This is a genomic window from Streptomyces sp. NBRC 110028 (genome assembly GCF_001417735.1).
Taxonomy (GTDB): domain Bacteria; phylum Actinomycetota; class Actinomycetes; order Streptomycetales; family Streptomycetaceae; genus Streptomyces.
In genome coordinates, this window is record NZ_BBUZ01000027.1 from 207,738 (window position 1) to 228,403 (window position 20,666).

Consider the following 20,666-nt stretch of genomic DNA (forward strand, 5'->3'; position numbering starts at 1 on the left):
ACGAGCAGGACATGGGGGTCACCAGCGGGCCGCGCCGAGGTCACGGGAGATGGCCCGTGCGGCGTCCCGGGTCAGGCCGACCAGTGACGGCTGGGGCCGGCCCTTGCTGTCGCAGACGCGTTCCACGGTGCCGGACACGCCGACGGCGCCGATGACCAGGCCGCCCTGGCCGCGTATCGGTACCGCGATGTCCGCCTCACCCATGACGGTTTCCTGGACCGCGGCGGCCCATCCCGCCTCCCGGATCTCGCCCAGCGCCTGGTTCAGCGCCTGCGGGGAGATCAGCGTGTGCCGCGTGTAGCTCTCCGGCTCCGCCTCCAGCAGCGGCTCCACCGGCGTCGCCCCGAACGCCAGCAGGACCTTGCCCAGGGCGCTGGCGTGCAGCGGCAGCAGCGAGCCGACGTCCAGGGTCTGGAAGGTGTCGTCGGGCCGGAAGACATGGTGGACGATGAGCACCTTGCCCTCCAGCGGCACCCCGAGACGGACCGCCTCCCCGCTGCGGGCGGCCAGGGCGTCGGCCCAGTTGAGGGAGCGGGACCGCAGCTCGTTGATGTCGAGGTAGCTGGTCCCCAGGTGCAGCAGCGCCGCGCCGAGCTGGTACTTTCCGGTGGCCCTGTCCTGTTCGACGAAGTCGACGCTCTGCAGGGTGCGCAGAATGCCGTGGGCGGTGCCCTTCGCCAGGCCCAGCGAGGCGGCCACCTCGCCCAGCCCGAGCCGACCGGAGCCCTGGGCGAGCAGCCGCAGGATCGCCGCCGCCCGCTCGATGGACTGCACCGGGCCGGCCATGACGTGATCGTAGCTCTTCGGGCATGTGTTCACCCCCGGGCGGGAACGTTCGGTAATGCCGACCAGGATTCGTTGACCCCGCCGGTCGTCGCCCATAGCGTCCGTACCAGGACATGAGGAACGGGACCGGCGGACCATCCGGAAGGAGGAGATATGACGGATCAGCTGACCATCCCCTGGACCGGTGGCGCATACGTCGATCATCACTTTCCGGTGCCGCATCTCCAGGAGGCCGTCGCCACCGTGCGGCGGCGGGCGCACGCGCTGCTGGCCGACTGGGGGCTGGCCGCCGACACCCTGGAGGACGCGCTGCTGGTGGTCTCGGAACTGATCACCAACGCGGTCCTGCACGCCCTGCCCCCGGCCGTTCTGCGGCTGCGCTGGAGCGAGGCCAAGGAGTGCGGCACCCTGCACATCGCGGTCACCGACGGCGGACCGGTGCCCAGCGGGCCCGGCTCGTCGGAGGAGGTCGAGCCCGATGAACACGGGCGCGGGCTCGGCATCGTCACCGCGCTCTCGGCCCGCCACGGCACCCACCCGGGCCGCGGGGGAGCCGTCACCCGGTGGGCGGAGCTGCCCGTCGGCTGACCGGTGCGCGGCGGCGGCCCGGTTCACTGGCGCTCGTGCGGGGAGATGGCGAGGACGGCGACGTCGTCGGTGAGCGCCCGGGCGTGGGCCGGCAGATCCGTGTTGAGGAACTCGACGACGTCGATGGGCTCCGGGGGCGGGGCCTCGGCGAACCGGGCGCGCAGCCGGTCCAGGAGGGGGTAGAAGGCCCCCGTCGCATCGCGGGCCTCGATCAGCCCGTCGGTGCACAGCAGCAGCACGTCGCCGCGCAGGAAGCGGTGGTGCACGGGCACCGGGCTCTCGTGCGCCAGTGAGCCCAGCCCCAGCGGCAGGGACGGCGGCCCGTTCAGCGTCATCACCTCGCCCCGGGAGATCAGGATGGGCTCGATGTGCCCGTGGTTGATCACCGTCAGCCGGTGCGCGAGCGGGTCGTACTCGATCAGCGCGGCGGTGACGAACAGCTCGTCGTCCGGGATCTCCGCGGCCTCCCGCGCCATCCGGCTCTCCAGCCGGGCACAGACCTGCCGCAGATCCCCGGGTTCGTAGACGGCCTGGCGGAAGCCGCCGAGCACATCGGCGACGGTACGGACCGCCTGCAGCCCCTTGCCCCGGACATCGCCGATGATGGCCCGCTCCCCGGTCCGGGTGGCGCGGATGTCGAAGAGATCACCGCCGATCATGGTCCCGGCCTCGGCGGGGCGGTAGAGCCCGGCCGTCAGCACATGGCCGACCTCGTGCGGCAGCGGCCGCAGCAGGGTGCGCATCAGGGCCTCGGTCACCGAGGCCGCCTGCACCAGCTGCTTCTCCTGGCGCTCGCGGTGGGCGGCCAGCGCGGTGCCGAGGGCGCCGACCAGGGCGGTGGAGACGTACGAGGCGACGTAGTGGCGGTCCCACAGATAGCCGACGCTGCGGCCCGCGCAGCACGGGGTCCCGGCCAGCACCCCCTCGAAGGCCACGGTGAACAGCGTGACACCGGCGACCCCGACCGGGCCGAGCGTGAACGCGGCCACCACCGGCAGGGCGATGAGCAGGAAGCTCACCGGCCACTGGACGGGGGTCACCGGCTCGATCGCCAGGATCGCCGCCACATACAGGATCGGCAGCCAGCGCAGCCAGGTCGGGGGAGCGGGCACGCCCGGCAGCGTGTTCCCGGACTGCGTCATCACGCTCCTGGGCTCCTTGGAGCGCACGGTGCGCTAGCCCTCCTCCGGCTCGTCGCCCACGACGCGGATGACGCTGTTCGGGCAGAGCCGCGCGGCCAGCCGGGCCTTCCCGCGCAGCGCGGGCCCGGGACGGTCGTCCAGGACGACGACCATGCCGTCGTCCTCGGACTGGTCGAACAGCTCCGGTGCGTGCAGGGCGCACCGCCCGGCGCCCCGGCACCGGGCGCGGTCCACCTCGACGCGCATCACGCTCGCCCTTCCCAGGTGACGGGGAGCCGGTGGACTCCGTAGACGAGCATGTCGTCCCGCAGCGGCACCTCCTCGACCGGCACCGCCAGCCGCAGGGTGGGGAACCGCCGCAGCAGCGCCGGGTAGCCGGTCCGCATCTCCATCCGGGCCAGGTGCTGGCCCAGGCACTGGTGGACGCCGTGGCCGAAGGCGATGTGCTCGGTGGCGTCGCGGGTGATGTCCAGGTCGTCGGGGGCCGGGAACCGGGCCGGGTCCCGGTTGGCGGCGGCGATCGAGGCGACCACGGTCTCCCCGGCCCGCACCCGCGCCCCGGCGATCTCCACGTCCTCCCGGGCGACCCGGACCGTGCCGAACTGGACGATGGTCAGATAACGCAGCAGCTCCTCGACCGCGTCATCGGTCAGCTCGGGCCGCTCGCGCACCAACCGCGCCTGCTCGGGGTGGCACAGCAGGGCGAAGGTGCCCAGGGCCAGCATGTTCGCCGTCGTCTCATGCCCGGCGATGAGCAGCAGCAGGCCCACCCCGGTCAGCTCCGCGTCGGAGAACGCCGCCGCCGGGTCCGCGTCGTGGACCAGCCGGGACAGCAGCGCCCCGTCCGGCCGCCGCCGCTTGGCCGCCACCAGATCCCGCATGTAGTCCCACACCGCGTCCCGGGCGGCGAAGATCTTCTCCTCGTCCTCGTCGATCCGGAACAGAGTCGCCGACCACGCCTGGAAGGCGGTCCGGTCGGCGTACGGCACCCCCAGCAGCTCGCAGATCACCAGGGACGGGATGGGCTGGGCGAACGCCCGCACCAGATCGGCGGGCGGGCCGGTCCGCTCCATCGCGTCCAGGTGGTCCGTGACGATCCCCTCGATGCGCGGCAGCAGCTCCCGCATCCGCCGCACCGTGAACCACCGGGAGAGCAGCCGCCGGTAGCGGGTGTGCTCGGGCGGGTCCATGCCGATGAACGAGCCCAGCCGGCGCGGATCGTCCTCCCGGACCGGAAACGCCCGGACCGGCGACGAGGCCCGGATGCGGTCCGAGCTGAACCGGTCGTCCGCCAGCAGCTCGCGCACGTCCTCGTAGCCGGTGAGCAGCCAGCCCGCCTTTCCGTCCGGAAAGGCCAGCCGTGCGGCCTTCCGCCGCTCGCGGAGCGCCCCGTACGCACCGGGCGGGTCGAACGGGCAGTCGCGATGTCTGGGCAGGGAGACCGGGGACGGTCCCGATGAGGTGACGGACACGGATGCGCTCCTTCCACCAGCCTTTCCTATTCGAGCGTAATCGGTATAAAGCGGTACTACTCGCCGTGGCCCGAGGGCGTCATAGGCCGAGCGCGTCCAGGCCCGCCTCGACCGCCAGGACACCGCCGAGGCCGAGCACCGCGAGCGCCGTGGTGTACGTGGTGCGCGCCTTGATGGCATCGATGACGGAGAGGTTGAAGTACTCCTTGAACATCCAGAAGCCCGGGTCGTTCACATGGGAGAAGGCGATGGACCCGCAGGACACCGCGAGCACCATGAGTTCGGGGTGGACCCCGCTGCCGTCGAGCATCGGCTGCACCACCCCGGCGGCCGTGACGACGGCGACCGTGGCCGAGCCGAGGGCGATCCGGAGGATGACCGCGACGAGCCACGCCAGGAAGATCGGGGACACCGGCCAGCCGTCCGTGAGGTCCTTGATGTAGTCGGATATCCCGCCCTCCACCAGGACGCCCTTGAAGGCGCCGCCCGCCCCGATCACCAGCAGGATCATCGCCATCGCCTGGGCCGCCGAGTTGCACGACTTGCTGACCTCCGCCAGCCCCCGTCCGACGCGCGGGCCGAACGCCCACAGCGCCAGCAGCAGGGTGAGCAGCAGGGCGATCGGCGCCGAGCCGATGAAGGTGACCAGCGGCAGGGCCGGGTCGGAGTCGGGTACGGCCATGTCGTACACCGCCGCCCCGGCGATCAGGACCACCGGGAAGAGCGCCACCGACAGCGACCAGCCCATGCCGGGCATCTCCTCGTCGCTGAAGGTGCGCTCGGTGACCAGGCCCTGGGGGATCTCGGGGTTCATCCGCCGGACGAACGGAAGCCGCGGCCACACCAGGGCGATCAGCGCGCCGAACGGTACGGCGAAGAACAGGCCGTAGAACAGGGTGAGTCCGACCGACGCGTCGAACGTCGCGGCCACCGCGGTGGGGCCCGGGTGCGGCGGCAGGAAGCTGTGCATGGTCGACAGGGCGATGGACATCGGCAGCCCGACCCACAGCAGGTTCGCCCGGGTGACGCGGACGATGGTGAACGCGATGGGCACGATGATGACGAAGGCCACCTCGTAGAACATCGTCACGCCGATCAGCATCGCGGTCACCACCATGGCCACCTGCACCCAGCGCAGCCCGAAGGTGTCGACCAGCTTGCCCGCGATCCGCTGTGCGGCGCCGCAGTCGCCCATGACCCGGCCGACCATGGCGCCCAGCCCGATAACGATCATCGTGTCGCCGATCTGGTCGCCGATGCCGCCCGCGAGGACATCCGGGATCTTCTCCAGCGACACCCCCTGCGCCAGCGCGACGCCGACCGCCACCAGGAGCAGCGCGATAAAGCCGTTGAGCTTCAGCTTTGTCATGAGGAACAGCAGGCTCAGGACGCTGATCCCGACGATGACAAGTGGCATGCGACCCCGCTCCACGTATGTGTACTCGGTCTACGTATGGAGATGGAGGCTAAGTTGGCGCCGGAGGGCGGGTCAATAAGCGCGCGCCACCTTGTTGTTGAGAGGTGTCGCAAGGGCTCGTCCCACGGTCGGATGGACTTTCAGCCGTTCTGTCGCGCTAGCGGCTTGTATGTGCTCATGCTGGCCCCATGACGGAAGAGGGCGAGAACGTCCCCGCCTATCGGACGGTCCGGGTGGCCGCGCCGGAGGCGCCGGTGGCGGCGGTGGCGGATGTGGAGGCATGGCGGTCGCGGGAGGTGTATCCGGAGATTCTTTCGGCCGGCGGCCCGGTGTTCGGGGTGGTGCGGGAGCGTGAACAGGGCGGCTGGGAGCTGGTGTCGCCCTTCTCGGGGCTGGCGCCGCAGGACGCCCGGGAGGGCATGGGCTGTCAGTTCCGCAAGATGGCGCAGGAGGCGGAGGCCGCCGGTGACCGGGCGGCCCGCGAGGAGTGCCTGGCGGCCGCGGAGCGGATGGACTGGGAGGTGATCGACGAGATGACGGTCCTGGGCAGCCGGTTCCGGGTGGTCCGGGCCGAGCGCTTCCTCCGCTCCGGCCCGCAGGGGCCCGAACCACCGCGGATCACCGACCTGGACCCGGCGCCGCCGGGGGAGGCCCACAAGGCCCCCGACCCCACCTCGGGGTTCGTGATCGACCCGGTGACCGCCACCGGTGTGTCCGACGGCCTCCTGAAGCTCGAACTGCTGTCGATGCTGCCCAAGCGGGGCAGCGTCCCGCGGGAGGTGCGCGAGGACTGCCTGCGGGCGGCGGACACCCACCCGGGAGGCGTGCTGCTGCCGCCGACGTTCATGACGGTCGAGAAGGCGGCCGGGGAGTGGCGGTCCGACTGTACGGGGACGTCCACCACGCCCCAGGGCGCACGGGACACCCTGGCGCTGGAGATGCGTGTCCTCATCCCGTGGAAGCTCGGCCTCGAACCCGCCGAGCGCGCACCCTACACGGCCGCGGCGGACCGGCTGGACGCCGACCGGGGCGATGAACTGCGGGTGCTCGGGCGGCTGTTCAGGATCGTGCGCGTCGAGCGCCTGGTGCGGATCGGACCGGACGGCCCGGAGGGCCCCCGGCCCTCCGACTGGGATCCGCAGCCGCCGATCAAGCTCCACGACCAGCAGCTCCGCGAACAGGGTCTGCTCACCGACGACGACCCGGACGACGAGGGCGCCGAGGACGACGACATCGAACTCGACGCGCACACCCGGAAGCTGGCCGAGCTGTTCAGCGAGGAGGAGGCCCGCCGCAAGGCGCGCCAGGAGGGCCGCTGAGCACCGGCGGTGTCAGGTGACAGTGGCGCTCCCGGCGGGCGGGCGGACAGCCGTCGAGCGGGGCGACAGGGGGTGCCGGCTCCTCATCTGTCGCCCCGCGTCCGGTGCGGGGGTCAGACCTCCAGGTCGGTCTCGATCCTGCGCAACTGGTGACGGGCCATCGCCAGGTTGGCCCGGTTCTTGTCCAGCGCCAGGTAGAGGAAGAGCCCCTGGCTGTTCCGGCCCTTCAGCAGCCGGATGAGGTGGTATTGGGTGCCGAGGGTGATCAGGATGTCCTCTATGGAGTCCTTGAGGCCGAGCTGTTCCATGGTGCGCACCTTGGCGCGGACCACGTCGGTGTTGCCCGCGGCCGCCACCGTCAGGTCGAGTTCCTTGCCCCCGCCCAGGGTGCCCAGGGCCATGCCGCTGGAGTAGTCGACCAGCGCGACGCCGAGGGTGCCCTCGATGGACGTCATCGCCTCTTTGAGGGCGGTCTGGGTGTTCGCCATGATCTGGCAGTTCCTTTCCATGGATGGTTCTTCGAGTGGTGTTTACAGGGAAGGCCGGCTCTGCTCGGCCTTGCCGAGCGCGTCGCCCACCAGCTCGGCGACGCGGGCACCGCACCGGCGGGCCTCCATATGGAGACGGCCCACATTGGCGCGCCCGTCCGCCAGCACGGTCAGGACGGCCGCCGGTCCCGCGGCGTACGTGGCGACATAGCCCTCCTCACCGCGGACCAGCAGTTCACGGAAGGCGCCCCGGCCGGTGGCGTCGGCCAGCGACTGCGTCACCCCGAGGGCCGCGGCGGTCAGCGCGGCGACGCCCTCGGGCTCGATGGCGGCCGTGTCGTGGGCCAGCACCAGACCGTCGCTGGTGGCGACCAGGGCGCCGGTCACATGGATGACGCGGGCCCGCAATCGGCGCAGCTCGTCAAGGACTTCGGGTTCGACGGCCAACAGCTCTCTCCTCTCCGCACGCTGTCGCGGGTCGGCGCGCCGGCGCGGATCGGTGCGCTGCCGCGGGTCCGGGCGCTGCCGCAGGGCGCGTCTCACGACGGGAGGCATGCGGCGGCGGGGGCGGTCGGGGGAATCACAGGTGTGCCTCCAGGGCGTCACGGAGCCGACGCAGCAGGGGGGCGTCGGGTTCGGCGAAGTCGACCGCGGCCGGACCGGGTTCCGGGGTCCGCGGCATGGGGGTGCGGGGTGCTCGGGGCGTCTCGACGTATCCGGCGGCCGCCAGCCGCCGTACGTCGAGCAGCGTGTGGAAGGCGGGCCGGCCCAGCGCCCGGGCGATCTCGACGGGGGTGCGGACCCCGTCGACGAGTGCCAGCACCGCGCGCCGGCGGCGGGTGACCGGCGGGAGGTGACCGTCCGAGCGGCGCAGCACCACCGGCTCGGTGTCCACCCGCGGATACGGCCACAGGCTGTCGAGCAGTTCGCCGCGCCGCCGGATCTCCCGCTCGACGGCGACCGCGTCCACCGGGCGCACCGGGCCGAGCCAGTGCGTCGCGCCCCGCTGGAAGCCGCGCGGTCCGCTGCCCGGTCCGAGCGCGAACCAGGCCGCGTCGAACAGCGCGCCCAGATGGCAGATCTCCAGCTCCGCGCCGGTCAGCCGCCCGCTGTCCACGAGGAACCGTCCGACCCGCCCGGCGGCGGCCGGGTGGCCGGCCGCCTCCCGCCAGCTGTCGGCGGTCAGCCGCCCGCCGGTGATGAGCAGCACCTCCAGGCCCGGGGCCAGCGGGCTCTCCGCGTGCACGACCTCTCCGTCCGCCAGATAGACGGTGCCCGCGTCGCACAGCAGGGCGCCGCTGGCCCGCTCGGCGGCCAGCTCGGCGAGACGGGGTGCGGGGCCGGGTCTCATCAGAGCGCCAGCCGCTGTGCCAGATCGCGCAGCCGCAGCCGGGCGAGCGCCAGGTTCCCCTCGCGCCGGTCGAGCCACAGGTAGAAGAAGACACCGCTGTCGAAGGCGGTGTCGACGAAGCGCAGCAGGTGGTAGCAGGTGCGGGTGGTGACGATCAGGTCCTCCACGGGCGCCTCCCCGGGCGCCCCGCCGTCGTACTCCCCGCCCTCACCGGCTCCGTCGCCCTCGCCGCGCGGTCCGAGGGCGGCGAACGCGGACTGTTCGGCGGCCATGCGGGCCAATTCGGCCGTCTCCGCCGCGGTGGCCTCGGGGTCGCCGTCGCGTGTCTCGCCGACCATGCCGAGCGCGAGTCCGCTGGTCCACTCGATCACGGCGGCGCCGCGCGCGCCGTTCACCGTCATGGCGTCGAGCAGGCATTCGTCGATTCCGGGCATGCGGTCTCCCCTTCTGCGTTGCCCGTGGCGCACCCGCGGGCTTCGCCAGTGACGGAGAGGTTACGCACGGTTCAGCGGATGGGGGTGAAATCTGTCGATGGGCCGACACCGCGTACGCCGTGTAGTAGGCTCCGCCGCCCTTGTGGGCGGCCCCGGGCCCGCCGGGCCCCGGCGGTGGCGCGGCGGGGGAGCGGCCGGTGCGGCGGCCACCGCCCGGCGCACCGGCCGGACCAGGCCGTTCGTGCCCCGCCGGGGCCGTCCGTACGCGAGGGGCCCCGGGCCTACGAGGCCGCCGTACCGCCCGGGGCGCGACCCCGCCGGGTCATCGCCGGGCCGGGCCGGGCGTAGCGGGAACAGGCTCTTCTGGGTTACCGCGGGGGAGACGCATCATGTGATTGTCCTACGTAGGCATATGACAGGTGGATAGGCGCCGAACGCTTCCCGCGCGCCGAGCTGACCGAATCCCGACGCTCAGTCCTCGTCGTCCGCCACGCGCCGCGTTTCCTGTACTTGGCGCAGCGGGACGACGCCCACACAGCGCCCGTCCCGGTCCAGCAGCCGCCCCATGTGCTTCACCGTGCGCAGCACCACCGAGCGGTCGTCGATGGCCAGATGGGGAACCTGCCGCGCCACATGCGCCTCGAAGCCGTGCACATCGCTCATCGCGCGCAGCCAGACGTCGATCACCACGTTGTGCGGGCCGGCCGTGATCGAGCACGACCGCACCTCCCGCATCCCGGCCAGCACCCGGGTGGCCTCCCGCAGATACCGCGCCGGGGCCGACGCGAAGTACACCGCGGACAGCGGCCAGCCGGACAGCGGCCGGGCCAGATCGCAGCGCAGGATCAGGGCGTGAGGACGTGCGTCCCCAGCAGGCCGAACAGCAGGACGCCCACGACGACGCGGTAGATCACGAAGGCGTTGAAGGAGTGCTTGGCGACGAACTTCAGCAGCCAGGCGATCGAGGCGTACGCCACGACGAACGACACGACCGTGCCCACCACCAGCGGCGTCGCGGCGACCCCGCCGCCGAGCGCGTCCTTCAGCTCGTACAGCCCCGCACCGGTGAGGGCGGGGAGGCCGAGGAAGAACGACAGCCGGGTGGCGGCCACCCGGTCCAGGTCCAGGATCAGCCCGGTGGACATGGTCGCGCCGGAGCGGGAGAAGCCGGGGAACAGCAGCGCGAGGATCTGCGAGCCGCCGACCAGCATGGCGTCCTTGAGTGAGGTGTCGTCCTCGCCGCGCTTGTGGCGGCCCATCTGGTCGGCCGCCCACATCAGCCCGCTGCCCACGATCAGTGATCCGGCGACCACCCACAGGGACGCCAGCGGCCCCTCGATCAGCGGCTTGGCGGCGAGGCCGACGGCCACCACGGGGAGGGTGGCGTAGATGACCCACCAGGTGAACTTGTAGTCGTGCCGGTCGCGCAGCTCCCGGTTGGCGATGCCCCGGGCCCAGGCGCTCACGAAGCGGACGATGTCCTTGAAGAAGTAGAGCAGCACCGCGGCGATGGCGCCGACCTGGATGACGGCGGTGAAGGCGACGACGGCCTTGTCGTCCACCGGGATGTGCATCAGCCCCTCGGTGATCTTGAGGTGGCCGGTGGAGGAGACGGGCAGGAACTCGGTCACCCCCTCGACGACGCCGAGGATCACGGCCTGACCGGTACTGATCGCGCTCAATGGTGCCATCCCTGTGCTGACGAAGTGCCCCTCTTTGTAGCACGGCCACCTCTGAGACGGATGGCCCGCCGGTGCGCGGCCTGAGCGCGCACCGACGGGCCAGGGACCGGGGCCCGCCCCACCCCTGTCAGCCGGTGAGGTTGATCATCAGCGGCAGCGAGACGAACGCCAGCACGATGCTGATGATCACGGAGGAGGCGATGCGGTGTTCCTCGTCCTTGACGTGCTGTGACGCGAGCATCATCGGCACCGGGGAGACGGGGAACGCCAGGATCAGGGCAGTCTGCGCGGCGACCTGGTGGCCGGTCAGCAGCCGGCCGATGCCGTAGGTGCTCAGCGGCAGCACGACCACGCTGGTCAGCGCGATGGCGATGGACGCCGGGCTCAGCTGGGGAACGCCGACGCGGGCGAGGGTGACGCCCACCGAGAGCAGCGCCACACCCGAGGCGGCCTGGCCCACCAGCGACAGCGAGTTCTCGACCATCTCGGGCGGGCGCACCCCGACCAGCGCGACGACCAGTCCGAGCAGCGGGGCCCAGGCGAACGGCTTGCGCAGCGGCCGCAGGACCTTCACCCAGGCCGGCACGGGCCCCGCCGCCGCGGGTGTCGCTGCCCCGGCGCCGCCGTCCCGCTCCTCCTCGGCCGCGGCCGGCCCGCCGCCCGCGGTCACCAGGACGCGGGAGGGCGCGGTCGCCGACGCGGTGGCTTCCGCGACATGCGGGCGGCCGAGGTTGAGCAGGATCAGCACGAGGGGATCCAGGATGACGTTGACGAGGATGCCCGCGATGGCGATCGGGATCGCGGCCTTGGCCTCGCCGAACAGGTTGCCCAGGATCGTGACGCCCATGAAGGCGTACTGCGGCTGGACGGAGGCCAGCGCCAGGATCGACGCCCGCCGCAGCGGCAGCCGGCCGATGAGGCTCAGTCCCAGCAGGATCAGCCCGAACAGGCCGAGCAGCCCGAGGGCGAGCATCCCCACCAGGGGGCCCTGGCCGAGCAGGATGTGGCGCGGGGTGTTCGCGATGCCCAGGAAGAGGGACGCCGGGAGGGCGAACTCCATCGTGAGCACGCGGAGCGCGTCCGCGCGCCGGCCGTCGAACGACGTGCCCCGCCCGGCCCCGTAGCCCAGGGCGATGACGAGGAACACGGGCACGACGATGGTGAAGATATGCGAAAAAGTCATGGTCTCGCTCCCTGATTCAGCCGGTGTGTACGGGTCGTCAGACCGGCTGGATCGGGCGGTAGACCGGGCTCCACATGGTCTCGCGGACCGTGCGGTCGAGCTCATCGTCGGCGATGGGCGTACGGGCCACCCCGTCGTGCGCGGCGGCGCGGGCGACGGCCGCGGCGACCGCGGCGGAGGTCTCGCGCAGCTGGTCGACCAGCGGGAGGATCGGGGCGCCGGGGGTGCCGGAGTCGATCATCTCGGCGATCCGCTCGGCGGCGGCGAGCAGCATGCCGTCGGTGATCCGGGTGGCGCGGGCCACGATCGCGCCGAGGCCGAGACCCGGGAAGACCAGGGCGTTGTTGGCCTGCCCGATCACGTGGGTGACCCCCTCGTGGTCCACCGGTGGGAAGGGGCTCCCGGTGGCGATCAGGGCCCGCCCGCCGGTCCACCGGACCAGGTCCTCGGGCTTGGCCTCGGCCAGCGGGGTCGGGTTGGACATCGGGAGGATGACGGGCCGCTCGGTGTGGGCGGCCATCTCCCGCACGATCTCCTCGGTGAAGGCGCCACCCTGGCCCGAGGTGCCGATGAGGATGGTCGGCCGGGCGCGGCGGACCACCTCGGCGAGCGCGATGCCGCCGATCTGCTCGTCCCGCTGCCAGTCGGCGACATCGGCCGCTCGCCGGGCGTACCGCTGCCGGTGGTGGTCGAGGCCCTCGGCGTCATCGGTGATCAGGCCGTAGCGGTCGACGCACCAGAAGCGGGCGGAGGCCTCCTGCGGGTCGAGCCCGTCGGCGATCAGGGCGTCGCGCAGCTGGTCGGCGATGCCGAGACCGGCCGAGCCCGCGCCGAAGATGACGATGCGGTGGTCGCGCAGCGGCGCACCGGTCACCCGGGCGCCGGACAGCACGGCGGCCAGGTTGACTGCGCCGGTGCCCTGGATGTCGTCGTTGAAGGTGAGCGCCTTGTCGCCGTAGGCGTCGATGATGCGCCGGGCGTTGCCGGACCCGAAGTCCTCCCAGTGCAGCAGCGCGTCGGGGAAGACGCGGCCGACGGCGGCGATGTACTCGGCGATGAACGCGTCGTACTTCTCCCGGTCCACCCGTGGATGACGGTTGCCCAGGTACAGCGGGTCGTCCAGGAGTTCTTCGCGGTTGGTGCCCGCGTCGAGTACGACCGGGAGCGCGCGGGCGGGGTCGATGCCGGCGGCGGCGGTGTACACGGCGAGCTTGCCGATGCAGATGTCCATGCCGCCCACGCCCCAGTCGCCGATGCCGAGGATGGCCTCGCCGTCGGTGGCGACGAGCAGGTCCACGTCCTCGGGCCCGAGGCCGCTGGCGCGCAGCGAGCGTTCGATGTCCTGCGGGGCGTCCACCGAGAGGTAGACGCCGCGGGAGCGGCGGTACTCATGGCTGTAGCGCTGGATCGCGGTGCCGACGGTGGGGGTGTACACGATCGGCAGCATCTCGCTGAGATGCTCGCCGAGCAGGTGGTAGAACAGCACCTCGTTGCGGTCCTGGAGGGACCGCAGATACACGTTCTTGTCCAGGTCGGTGGCCTTGGCCCGGTACTGCGCGTAGGCGCGGGTGGCCTGCTGCTCCAGGGTCATGACCTGGGCCGGGATCAGGCCGGTGAGTCCGAGGGCGTCGCGCTCGGACCCGGTGAACGCGGTGCCCCGGTTGAGCCGGGGGTCGCTGAGGATGGCACGTCCCCGCGAGGTGGTTTCCCAGGTCTGGCCGGTGGGGTTCCACCGGGTGGCCGCGCCTGTGGAAGAGGCAGGTTCGGATGCCTCCGCTTCGGTGAGATCGCTCTTCATGGGTACTGCTTCCTCACTGGTTGTGCTTCGCGGTGGGTGACACCGCTAAAAATCACGTTACCAAGAGGTTGAAAAGCGGACCTTTGTGGGGTCTGGGTCATGTGCGCTGGTCAGGGGCGTAGAATACGCCCTCAACGGCTACCGGCGAGCCTCGTCCGCCGGGGACAGCAGAGTGCCCAGCGGGCCGAGGTCGAGGTTGAGGTCCGCCATGCGCAGGCCGTGCCGGTCGCACATCTCCTCCATGCGTCGCTGGAGGATCATCAGCGTCATCCCGATCCGTTCCTCCTGCTCCTCCGTCAGGTCACCCTTGTCGACCCGGTGCAGCGCCTGACGCTCCATCAGCTGACGCAGCAGCTCGACCACGGTCAGCACGAGCTTGGCCAGATCGCGTTCGACCGAGTCCGGATCGGTGCGCAGACGCCCGGCGGGGCGGTCGGGGGCGGAGCGGTCGGGAATGGCCGGCATACGGCGGGGGAAACCTTTCCGGTCAGGGCAGCGGCGGAGCCGGATGCGCGGCGTCGACGGGGGCGATGACCGCGCGCAGGTCGATCCGTACGAGATCCACGTCCGCGATGGACAGCACGAGGTCCCCGGCCAGCACGACCCCGCCCTGGAGCAGCCGGTCGAGGATGTCGATCAGGGCGACCTCGCGGCCCGCGAGCGCCCGGGCGTCCTCCTCGTCCAGCGCGGTGCTCACGCGGTCTCCCGCTGGGCGGCGGCCGGCGCGGGCGGGAGGGCGAAGGAGTACGGCGCCCACGGGCCGGTCACCTCGACCCGCACCCCCGGCCGGCCCTCGGCGGCGGCCAGGACGCGGGCCCGGAAGTCCTCGGCGCGGTCGACGGGCACCAGATACGCGTCGTTGGCGATGTTCTCCCCGTACTCCCCGTCGTTCCCGGTCTCCCCGCCGCCCGCCCCGGCCAGCTCGCCGCGCTGTGACCGGTGGGCGACCCGCTCCACGGCGATCTCCCCGGCCTCGTCGGCGATGCGCGAAGCCGTCCGCACCGCGGCCTGCCAGGCGTCCTCGGCGCCGCGCCGCCGTCTGCGACGGGCGGCGAGATAGGCCCGGCCCGGGCTGAGCCCGGCGTCCTCCGTGTCGCTCTCCGCACCGCCCTCCGGCGCGCCCGCCGTCTCCTCCCTCACGGTCGTGTAGACCTTGACGCCCCATTCGACGCGCCCGGTGAGCCGCTCCAGCAGCGGCAGGAACTCGTCCCGGCGCTCCTGGAGCGTCTGCCGCACCCGGTCCTCGTCCCGGTACACGGTGGCCAGCCGCAGCGGCAGTACGGCGCCCAGCGGGGTCAGCGCCGCCACCACCCCGTGGTGCCCCCGGGCCAGGGATTCGAGCCGGGGCAGCTCCTCCAGGCGCGCCGTGAGCGCCCCCTCCTCGAACTCCTCGGCCGGAACCGGGCCGACGGCCGCGGCCAGGTCCCCGGTCTCCACGAGCCCCACCTGCTCGTCGGCCACCCCGCGCAGCGCCGCGACCGCCCGCGCGGCCTCGGGGGTGGGGCGCAGCACCGCGTAGGCGTACACCATGTGCTGTGCGATGTCGGTCACCCGTTCACGCTCCTGTCACTCCTGTCACTCAGGTCATGGGGTTGTGCCCGCAGCGCCGCGATCTCGGCGCGCAGCCGTGCGTTCTCCTCGCTGAGGGACCGTTCCGCGCCCTGGTCGTCCACGCCCCGGGGGCGGGCGCGCGAGGACAGCGACGGATCGTGCTCCCACCAGTCGATGCCCATCTCCTTCGCCTTGTCGACGGAGGCGACGAGCAGCCGGAGTTTGATGGTGAGCAGTTCGATGTCGAGCAGGTTGATCCGGATGTCGCCCGCGATCACCACGCCCTTGTCCAGCACCCGTTCCAGGATGTCGGCGAGGGACGGGGCGCCCTGCTGGTCATGCGAGGCGGGCAGGCGCGGCGGGCCCAGCCTGCCCGCAACCGGTTCTGTCATCGTCACGGGGCTCGTCTCTGCGTATCGCGCCGTTCCAGCTCTTCCAGCCGGTCCAGCAACTCGTTCTCGCGGCGGTCGTACGCGTCCTCGTCGATCCGCCCGGCCAGCAGCTCCTGTTCCAGTTCGGCGAGGGCGCGCCGGACCGGCGCCGGGTCGTAGTACTCGCGCTCGGCGGCCTCCAGCACCTGCCCGGCGACCCAGGCGGTCGCGCGCACCGGCGCGAGCGGAAAGGTGAGCAGCCCGGTCAGCAGTCCCACGGCGCCCCCGCCCCTCAGGCCACGAAGCTGTACGGGGGCAGCGGGCCGCGCAGCCGGAAGTCGTAGCCGTCCCCGTAGCCCTGCGCCACCTGCCGCGCGGCCAGGGAGAACTCCTCGGCGCGGCCCCGCTCCACCAGGAACGAGACGTTGAGGAAGTCGTCCCCGGCGGGGGACGACACCACCTTGCCGCGGGCCATCCCCGCCAGCCGGCCGACGACCTGCTCGGCCAGTCTTTGCTGCCGTACCCCCAGCTGCCGGGCGACCAGTTCCCCGAGGGCCACCCGGTCCTCGTACGAGCCCCGGCCGTCGCGGGTGCGCTCGTTCAGCCGCCGCGCGTCGTCGGACTCGGTCAGCACCTCCCGCAGCAGGTCGTCCTGGGAGCACGCGGCCTTCAGGTTGAACTCCGCGGTGGCGTCCAGCTCGTCGAGGCCGCGGACGTACTCGGTGCGCTTGGCGTCCAGCGCCGACCTGACCGCGGTCTCGTCGGGGGCGAGCAGCCCGAACCGCATCGGCAGCACCGCCCCGTCCGCCATCAGCCGCTCCTGGACCGCCTGATGGGCGGCGAGGTCGCGGCGCTTGGGGCGCAGCGTCTCCGGCGCCGGGCTCACCACGCCCGCCAGCGGACCACTGGTCACCGCGCGCGGCTCGCCGGACACGCCGCCCACCGCGCGCAGCTCCTCCAGCCGCAGCGGATGGTCGGAGCGGGTGATCGCGTAGAGATAGAGATGCACGGTCACTTGTCCTTGTCGTCGTCGCCGCCGAACACATTGCCGATGGCATCGAGGGCGCCGCTCAGCGCGCCCTCGGTCTTGCCCCGGGCGCCGCCCTCGACGATGGTGCCGACGATGTCGCTGAGCTTGTCCGGGGCCTTGCGGCCGGATTCCAGGTCGAGGCGGTTGCACGCCTCGGCGAACCGCAGATACGTGTCCACGCTGGCGATCACGATCCGAATGTCGATCTTCAGGATCTCGATGCCCACGAGGGAGACCCGGATGAAGACATCGATGACGAGGCCGCGGTCCAGAATGAGTTCGAGAATGTCGAAGAGGCTTCCGGTCCCTGAACCGGTCGAAGGTGTGGCTGGTGGTCCGCCGGTCTGCGTCATGACGGTCACGTGTGGTCGTCCTCTCGCTCGCTCGGTCTGCCCGTCGGTTTGTACGGGCGGGACGACACCTGTGTTCACTCTTGATGCGGGTGAGACATGTGTGACGTACACCGACGCGACGTACGGCGACCCGACGGACGACGACGAGCGCCCCGCGCCACCGGGACCCGGCGGCGCGGGGCGCGAGGGGAAGGGATCAGGACAAGGAAGGGCCGGGGGCTAGCGGCCGCGGTCGAGCTGTCCGCGTGCGTAACGGCGCAGCCGTTCATAGCCCAGGAGCATGCCCTGGATATCGAGGGTCACCCGGTAAGAGGCCATGATGGTCATGGTGTCCGGCACCCGCTCCAGCTCCACCACTTCCACATCGGCCAGCCATCCGTCCTCCGTCGGCTGCAGCGCGGAGACGGACTCCGGCGCGGTGCCCAGCAACTCGCCGAGCTGCTGGGCCGCGCCACGCATGGCCTGGGCCGCGGGTACCCGGCGCGGCCGGTCGTTCGTCTCCGGGGTGTCCGGATCATTGCTCGTCATGGTCCTACCGTGCCAAGTCGGCGGCGTGTGTGGTGTGCGGATCGCCAAAGCATGTGACCGGCAGATCCTCCAGCAAGGTGGCGAGCGCGCCGGTGACGAGCGCGCACACCTCGTCCGGATCGGCCTCGGCGAGCGATTCCTTGCCCACCACCACCCGCATCAGACCGATGCCCAGCAGCCAGGAAAGCGCCAGATCCGCGCGCAGCCCGCGGTCCTCGGCGCCGCTCAGGGAAGCCAGCACCCGGGCGTAGTCGTCCCCTATCTCGCGCGCCGCGGTGCCGATCTCGTCGCCGCTGCCGACGGAACGCAGCAAGGTGGCCAGCGCCCGGTCCTCCCGGGCCCGGTCACCGTGCCCGAGCATCCCGCGCAGCGCGGTCTCGAACAGCTCTCCCGGCGGGGTGGTGTGCAGCTGTTCCTGGCCATCGTGCGCCACCACCTCCCCGAACAGGGCCTTCTTCGAACCGAAGTAGCGGAACAGCAGCGCCTGGTTCACCCCGGCGCGCTCCGCGATGTCGCGTACGGTGGCCCGTTCGTACCCCCGCTCGGCGAACAGCGCCGACGCCGCCTCCAGCAGTATCCGGCGTGTGCCCTGCGCGTCCCGCCGAGGTGCTTCCGGTGTGGTTCCACCCATCATCCACTCCTGTCGTCGGCTGTCCGCCCCACCGCTCCCCGCCGCAAACCCACCTGCTGAGCAGTCAGAATGGCGGCCAATAGGCGCCGTTGACCGTATCAAGGGGACCGGCCTAGCTTTGTAAGCACGTGCTTACGTCAGGGAGGTCACGTTGACCACAGCGGAGACGACACCCGTCGCCTATCCCTTCAACCACCACGAGGGTCTGGAGCTGTCCGAGGCCTACGAAGAAGCGCGCGAGCGCCCCGGACTGATCCAGGTGCGCCTGCCCTTCGGCGAACCCGCCTGGCTGGTCACGCGGTACGCCGACGCCCGGCTGGTCCTCGGCGACCGGCGGTTCAGCCGCGCGGAGGCCCTGAACCGGGACGTGCCACGACAGGGCGAGGGACGCATGGACGGCGGCATCCTGAGCATGGACCCGCCCGACCACACCCGGCTGCGCACCCTGGTGGCCAAGGCGTTCACCGTCCACCAGGTGGAAAAACTCCGGCCGTACGTACGGGAGTTGACGCACCAGTTACTGGACGAGCTGGAGGCCGCTGGGCCACCCGCCGACCTCGTGGACCGCTACGCCCTGCCCATCCCGGTGGCCGTCATCTGCCGGCTGCTGGGGGTGCCGGAGGAGGACCGGCCGAAGTTCCGGGTGTGGAGCGACGCCGCGCTGTCCACCAGCTCCCTGACGGCGGAGGAATGGGAGCGCAACCGCGAGGAACTGCGCGCGTACATGCGCCAGTTGGTGCGAGAACACCGGGAAGCGCCGCGCGACGACATCATGACCTCGCTGATCGAGGCGCGGGACCAGGGCGACCGGCTCTCCGAGCTGGAACTCGTCGACCTGTGCGTCGGCATTCTGGTCGCCGGACACGAGACCACGGCCACCCAGATCCCCAACTTCGTGATGGCGCTGCTCGACCACCCCGGTGAGCTGCGGCGGCTGCGCGAGGACCCCGACCTCATCAAGGGCGCCGTCGAGGAGCTGATGCGGTTCGTCCCGCTCGGCATGGGCGCCTCCCAGGCCCGCTACGCCACCGAGGACATCGAGGTGGGCGGCACCCTGGTGCGGGCCGGGGAACCCGTCCTGGTGGCCGTCGGCTCGGCCAATCGCGACGCGCTGCGCTTCGACGAACCGGGCAGGCTGAACGTCGCCCGCCCCGCCACCCAGCACCTGGGTTTCGGCCACGGGGTGCACCACTGCCTGGGCGCGCCACTGGCCCGCCTGGAGCTGCAGGAGGCCCTCGGCGCCCTCGTCGGCCGCTTCCCGAACCTGCGCCTGGCCGGGGACGTGGTGTGGAAGGACCAGATGCTGGTTCGGGGGCCGCGTGTCATGCCGGTGGGGTGGTGAGCCACATGACCTGGAAGGCCGAGATCGACGGTGGCCGGTGCATGGCGTCCGGCATGTGCGCCGGGATCGCGCCCGATCTGTTCGTCCTTGACGACGAGCGGGCGCGTCCGCTGAGCGAGGAGGTGCCGGAGGAGGAGCGGGTGCTGGACGTGGCGGACTCCTGTCCGGCCATGGCCATCACCATCGTCGACGGGGATGCGACGGTGGTCGGGCCGCGTCCCTGACCGGTGTCCGCGACCGGCGTCCGCGTCGGCGCGCCTGACCGGCGGCCCTGACCGGCCGGAGCCGGATTACGGAACGGCCGGCGGCGCGGAGGACACGGCGGGCGGAGTGGTGATACCACCGGCCCCGCTCGCCGCTCCCGCTCCCAGCCCGGCACCGTTCACCACGTTCGGGTCGAGGCTCTGCTCGCCCCCGTTGTCCGCCGTGCTGACGGAGTTGGGCGGGGGCGTGGGCTTGGACGTGCCGACGATGAACGTGGGCTCGCCCGGGGCGGGCTTGGGCGGCGTGGTGAACTCCGGGCCCTGGGTCGGGGTGGTGGTGATCTGCGAGACGGCGTCGTCGAAGTTGACCATCCCCGTCTTCTCCATCTGGGTGATGTGGTCGAGCACCGTGTTGTTGGCCTGGGCCGCGAGCCTGCGCACCAGCGAGTTCTTGGTGGTCTGCCGGATCTTGGCGATGGAGCTGAAGATCTGACCGTGGGTGACGCGCAGAATGTTCGACCAGTACGTGTCGAAGTCCTTGCCCGTCTTGGCGTTCATCGTGTCCACGAACCCCTGCTGCTGCGGGGTGGGTTTGTTGGGCAGGGTGATACCGAGCTTGGGAGCGATGTCCCGGTCGATGGCGTCCAGTAGCTGATGGCCGTCGAGCAGGTGCTTACCTGCGGTCCTGATCTGCTCCGTCGTCCCCTTCTGGATTCCGATCTTCCCGGCCGGGTACTCCCAGAGCCCCGCCAGCCGCACCTTGATGACGAAGTCCTTGTCGGCCCCGCTCAGCGGCCCGAACTGGTTGTCCGTCATCTTCGAGAGGTTCGTGGCGGATTCCTGCGTCAACCCGGTCATCACGGGGGAGACGATCACGGCGAGGGTGACCACTACCGAGCCGATGAGCAGTGAGGTGCCTGTCACAAAGTACCGTGATCGCATGGAGCCTCCTGGCGGGAACCGCTTGTCGTTGTACGGAGCCGTTGTCGCGTCGTGC

27 protein-coding genes are annotated in these 20,666 nt (G+C 71.7%); 4 read left to right on the forward strand and 23 right to left on the reverse strand.

From position 1 onward, the window contains the following. Positions 1-18: 18 nt before the first annotated feature. The gene (locus tag ASC60_RS18090; RefSeq protein ID WP_055552120.1) at positions 19-786 is read right to left on the reverse strand and encodes an IclR family transcriptional regulator; all 768 of its coding nucleotides are present in this window, start codon (positions 784-786) and stop codon (positions 19-21) included. A 153-nt stretch (positions 787-939) separates the two neighbouring features. On the opposite strand from ASC60_RS18090, the gene ASC60_RS18095 reads away from it, so the two are divergent. Further along, positions 940-1,374: an ATP-binding protein gene (locus ASC60_RS18095; RefSeq protein WP_055552121.1), complete on the forward strand. Its 435-nt coding sequence runs from the start codon at positions 940-942 to the stop codon at positions 1,372-1,374. Between the two features lie 23 nt (positions 1,375-1,397). Here ASC60_RS18095 and ASC60_RS18100 read toward each other — a convergent pair whose 3' ends face one another. The 4 genes from ASC60_RS18100 to ASC60_RS18115 form a co-directional block, all read right to left on the reverse strand. Then, entirely contained in the window at positions 1,398-2,516 is a 1,119-nt protein-coding gene (locus ASC60_RS18100; RefSeq protein ID WP_199830990.1) for a PP2C family protein-serine/threonine phosphatase, read from the reverse strand. Between the two features lie 33 nt (positions 2,517-2,549). Further along, positions 2,550-2,762, reverse strand: coding sequence for a ferredoxin (locus ASC60_RS18105; RefSeq protein WP_055552481.1), 213 nt, complete (start codon positions 2,760-2,762; stop codon positions 2,550-2,552). Continuing rightward, positions 2,762-3,988 (reverse strand): cytochrome P450, encoded by a 1,227-nt coding sequence (locus tag ASC60_RS18110; RefSeq protein WP_055552123.1) that lies wholly within the window; start codon positions 3,986-3,988, stop codon positions 2,762-2,764. Before ASC60_RS18110 ends, ASC60_RS18105 begins: the two co-directional genes overlap by 1 nt. Before the next feature lie 79 nt (positions 3,989-4,067). Further along, a complete protein-coding gene (locus ASC60_RS18115; RefSeq protein WP_055552125.1) occupies positions 4,068-5,405 on the reverse strand; it encodes a gluconate:H+ symporter in 1,338 nt (445 codons plus the stop codon). A 188-nt stretch (positions 5,406-5,593) separates the two neighbouring features. On the opposite strand from ASC60_RS18115, the gene ASC60_RS18120 reads away from it, so the two are divergent. Beyond that, complete coding sequence (locus ASC60_RS18120; RefSeq protein ID WP_055552127.1) at positions 5,594-6,724, forward strand: DUF5954 family protein; 1,131 nt, start codon at positions 5,594-5,596, stop codon at positions 6,722-6,724. Between the two features lie 113 nt (positions 6,725-6,837). Here the strand turns inward: ASC60_RS18120 and ASC60_RS18125 are convergent, their stop codons facing one another. The 17 genes from ASC60_RS18125 to ASC60_RS18205 form a co-directional block, all read right to left on the reverse strand. Next, positions 6,838-7,212: a hypothetical protein gene (locus tag ASC60_RS18125; RefSeq protein WP_055552129.1), complete on the reverse strand. Its 375-nt coding sequence runs from the start codon at positions 7,210-7,212 to the stop codon at positions 6,838-6,840. 42 nt (positions 7,213-7,254) lie between these two features. After that, positions 7,255-7,662: a roadblock/LC7 domain-containing protein gene (locus ASC60_RS18130; RefSeq protein ID WP_079038481.1), complete on the reverse strand. Its 408-nt coding sequence runs from the start codon at positions 7,660-7,662 to the stop codon at positions 7,255-7,257. A gap of 130 nt (positions 7,663-7,792) precedes the next feature. Then, on the reverse strand, positions 7,793-8,563 hold the full coding sequence (locus tag ASC60_RS18135) for a hypothetical protein (protein ID WP_055552133.1): 771 nt from the start codon (positions 8,561-8,563) through the stop codon (positions 7,793-7,795). Beyond that, on the reverse strand, positions 8,563-8,997 hold the full coding sequence (locus ASC60_RS18140) for a hypothetical protein (protein WP_055552135.1): 435 nt from the start codon (positions 8,995-8,997) through the stop codon (positions 8,563-8,565). Before ASC60_RS18140 ends, ASC60_RS18135 begins: the two co-directional genes overlap by 1 nt. 471 nt (positions 8,998-9,468) lie before the next feature. Continuing rightward, complete coding sequence (locus ASC60_RS18145) at positions 9,469-9,792, reverse strand: Lrp/AsnC ligand binding domain-containing protein (RefSeq protein ID WP_234357004.1); 324 nt, start codon at positions 9,790-9,792, stop codon at positions 9,469-9,471. A gap of 50 nt (positions 9,793-9,842) precedes the next feature. After that, on the reverse strand, positions 9,843-10,679 hold the full coding sequence (locus ASC60_RS18150; protein ID WP_055552137.1) for an undecaprenyl-diphosphate phosphatase: 837 nt from the start codon (positions 10,677-10,679) through the stop codon (positions 9,843-9,845). Positions 10,680-10,806: 127 nt separating this feature from the next. Then, a complete protein-coding gene (locus ASC60_RS18155; RefSeq protein ID WP_055552139.1) occupies positions 10,807-11,862 on the reverse strand; it encodes an AEC family transporter in 1,056 nt (351 codons plus the stop codon). A 37-nt stretch (positions 11,863-11,899) separates the two neighbouring features. Beyond that, the gene (locus tag ASC60_RS18160; RefSeq protein ID WP_079038463.1) at positions 11,900-13,660 is read right to left on the reverse strand and encodes an NAD-dependent malic enzyme; all 1,761 of its coding nucleotides are present in this window, start codon (positions 13,658-13,660) and stop codon (positions 11,900-11,902) included. A gap of 138 nt (positions 13,661-13,798) precedes the next feature. After that, entirely contained in the window at positions 13,799-14,170 is a 372-nt protein-coding gene (locus ASC60_RS18165; protein ID WP_370592937.1) for a gas vesicle protein K, read from the reverse strand. Continuing rightward, the gene (locus ASC60_RS18170) at positions 14,148-14,357 is read right to left on the reverse strand and encodes a gas vesicle protein (protein ID WP_055552142.1); all 210 of its coding nucleotides are present in this window, start codon (positions 14,355-14,357) and stop codon (positions 14,148-14,150) included. The genes ASC60_RS18165 and ASC60_RS18170 overlap by 23 nt, the downstream gene beginning before the upstream one ends. Continuing rightward, positions 14,354-15,211 (reverse strand): GvpL/GvpF family gas vesicle protein, encoded by an 858-nt coding sequence (locus ASC60_RS18175; RefSeq protein WP_055552144.1) that lies wholly within the window; start codon positions 15,209-15,211, stop codon positions 14,354-14,356. The genes ASC60_RS18170 and ASC60_RS18175 overlap by 4 nt, the downstream gene beginning before the upstream one ends. Further along, positions 15,208-15,603, reverse strand: coding sequence for a gas vesicle protein (locus ASC60_RS18180; RefSeq protein ID WP_055552146.1), 396 nt, complete (start codon positions 15,601-15,603; stop codon positions 15,208-15,210). Before ASC60_RS18180 ends, ASC60_RS18175 begins: the two co-directional genes overlap by 4 nt. Positions 15,604-15,605: 2 nt before the next feature. Further along, positions 15,606-15,860, reverse strand: a complete 255-nt coding sequence (locus ASC60_RS18185) for a gas vesicle protein GvpG (protein ID WP_055552148.1) — start codon at positions 15,858-15,860, stop codon at positions 15,606-15,608. Positions 15,861-15,874: 14 nt separating this feature from the next. After that, positions 15,875-16,591 (reverse strand): GvpL/GvpF family gas vesicle protein, encoded by a 717-nt coding sequence (locus ASC60_RS18190; RefSeq protein ID WP_055552485.1) that lies wholly within the window; start codon positions 16,589-16,591, stop codon positions 15,875-15,877. 2 nt (positions 16,592-16,593) lie between these two features. Next, on the reverse strand, positions 16,594-16,974 hold the full coding sequence (locus ASC60_RS18195) for a gas vesicle structural protein GvpA (protein ID WP_107097101.1): 381 nt from the start codon (positions 16,972-16,974) through the stop codon (positions 16,594-16,596). Between the two features lie 210 nt (positions 16,975-17,184). Further along, positions 17,185-17,493 (reverse strand): gas vesicle protein, encoded by a 309-nt coding sequence (locus tag ASC60_RS18200; RefSeq protein ID WP_055552152.1) that lies wholly within the window; start codon positions 17,491-17,493, stop codon positions 17,185-17,187. Between the two features lie 4 nt (positions 17,494-17,497). After that, entirely contained in the window at positions 17,498-18,124 is a 627-nt protein-coding gene (locus ASC60_RS18205) for a TetR/AcrR family transcriptional regulator (protein ID WP_055552154.1), read from the reverse strand. Positions 18,125-18,275: 151 nt separating this feature from the next. On the opposite strand from ASC60_RS18205, the gene ASC60_RS18210 reads away from it, so the two are divergent. Continuing rightward, the gene (locus ASC60_RS18210; protein ID WP_055552156.1) at positions 18,276-19,466 is read left to right on the forward strand and encodes a cytochrome P450; all 1,191 of its coding nucleotides are present in this window, start codon (positions 18,276-18,278) and stop codon (positions 19,464-19,466) included. Positions 19,467-19,471: 5 nt separating this feature from the next. After that, positions 19,472-19,690, forward strand: a complete 219-nt coding sequence (locus ASC60_RS18215) for a ferredoxin (protein WP_055552158.1) — start codon at positions 19,472-19,474, stop codon at positions 19,688-19,690. Positions 19,691-19,756: 66 nt separating this feature from the next. Here the strand turns inward: ASC60_RS18215 and ASC60_RS18220 are convergent, their stop codons facing one another. Continuing rightward, a complete protein-coding gene (locus ASC60_RS18220) occupies positions 19,757-20,611 on the reverse strand; it encodes a DUF4142 domain-containing protein (protein ID WP_055552159.1) in 855 nt (284 codons plus the stop codon). Positions 20,612-20,666 lie beyond the last annotated feature (55 nt).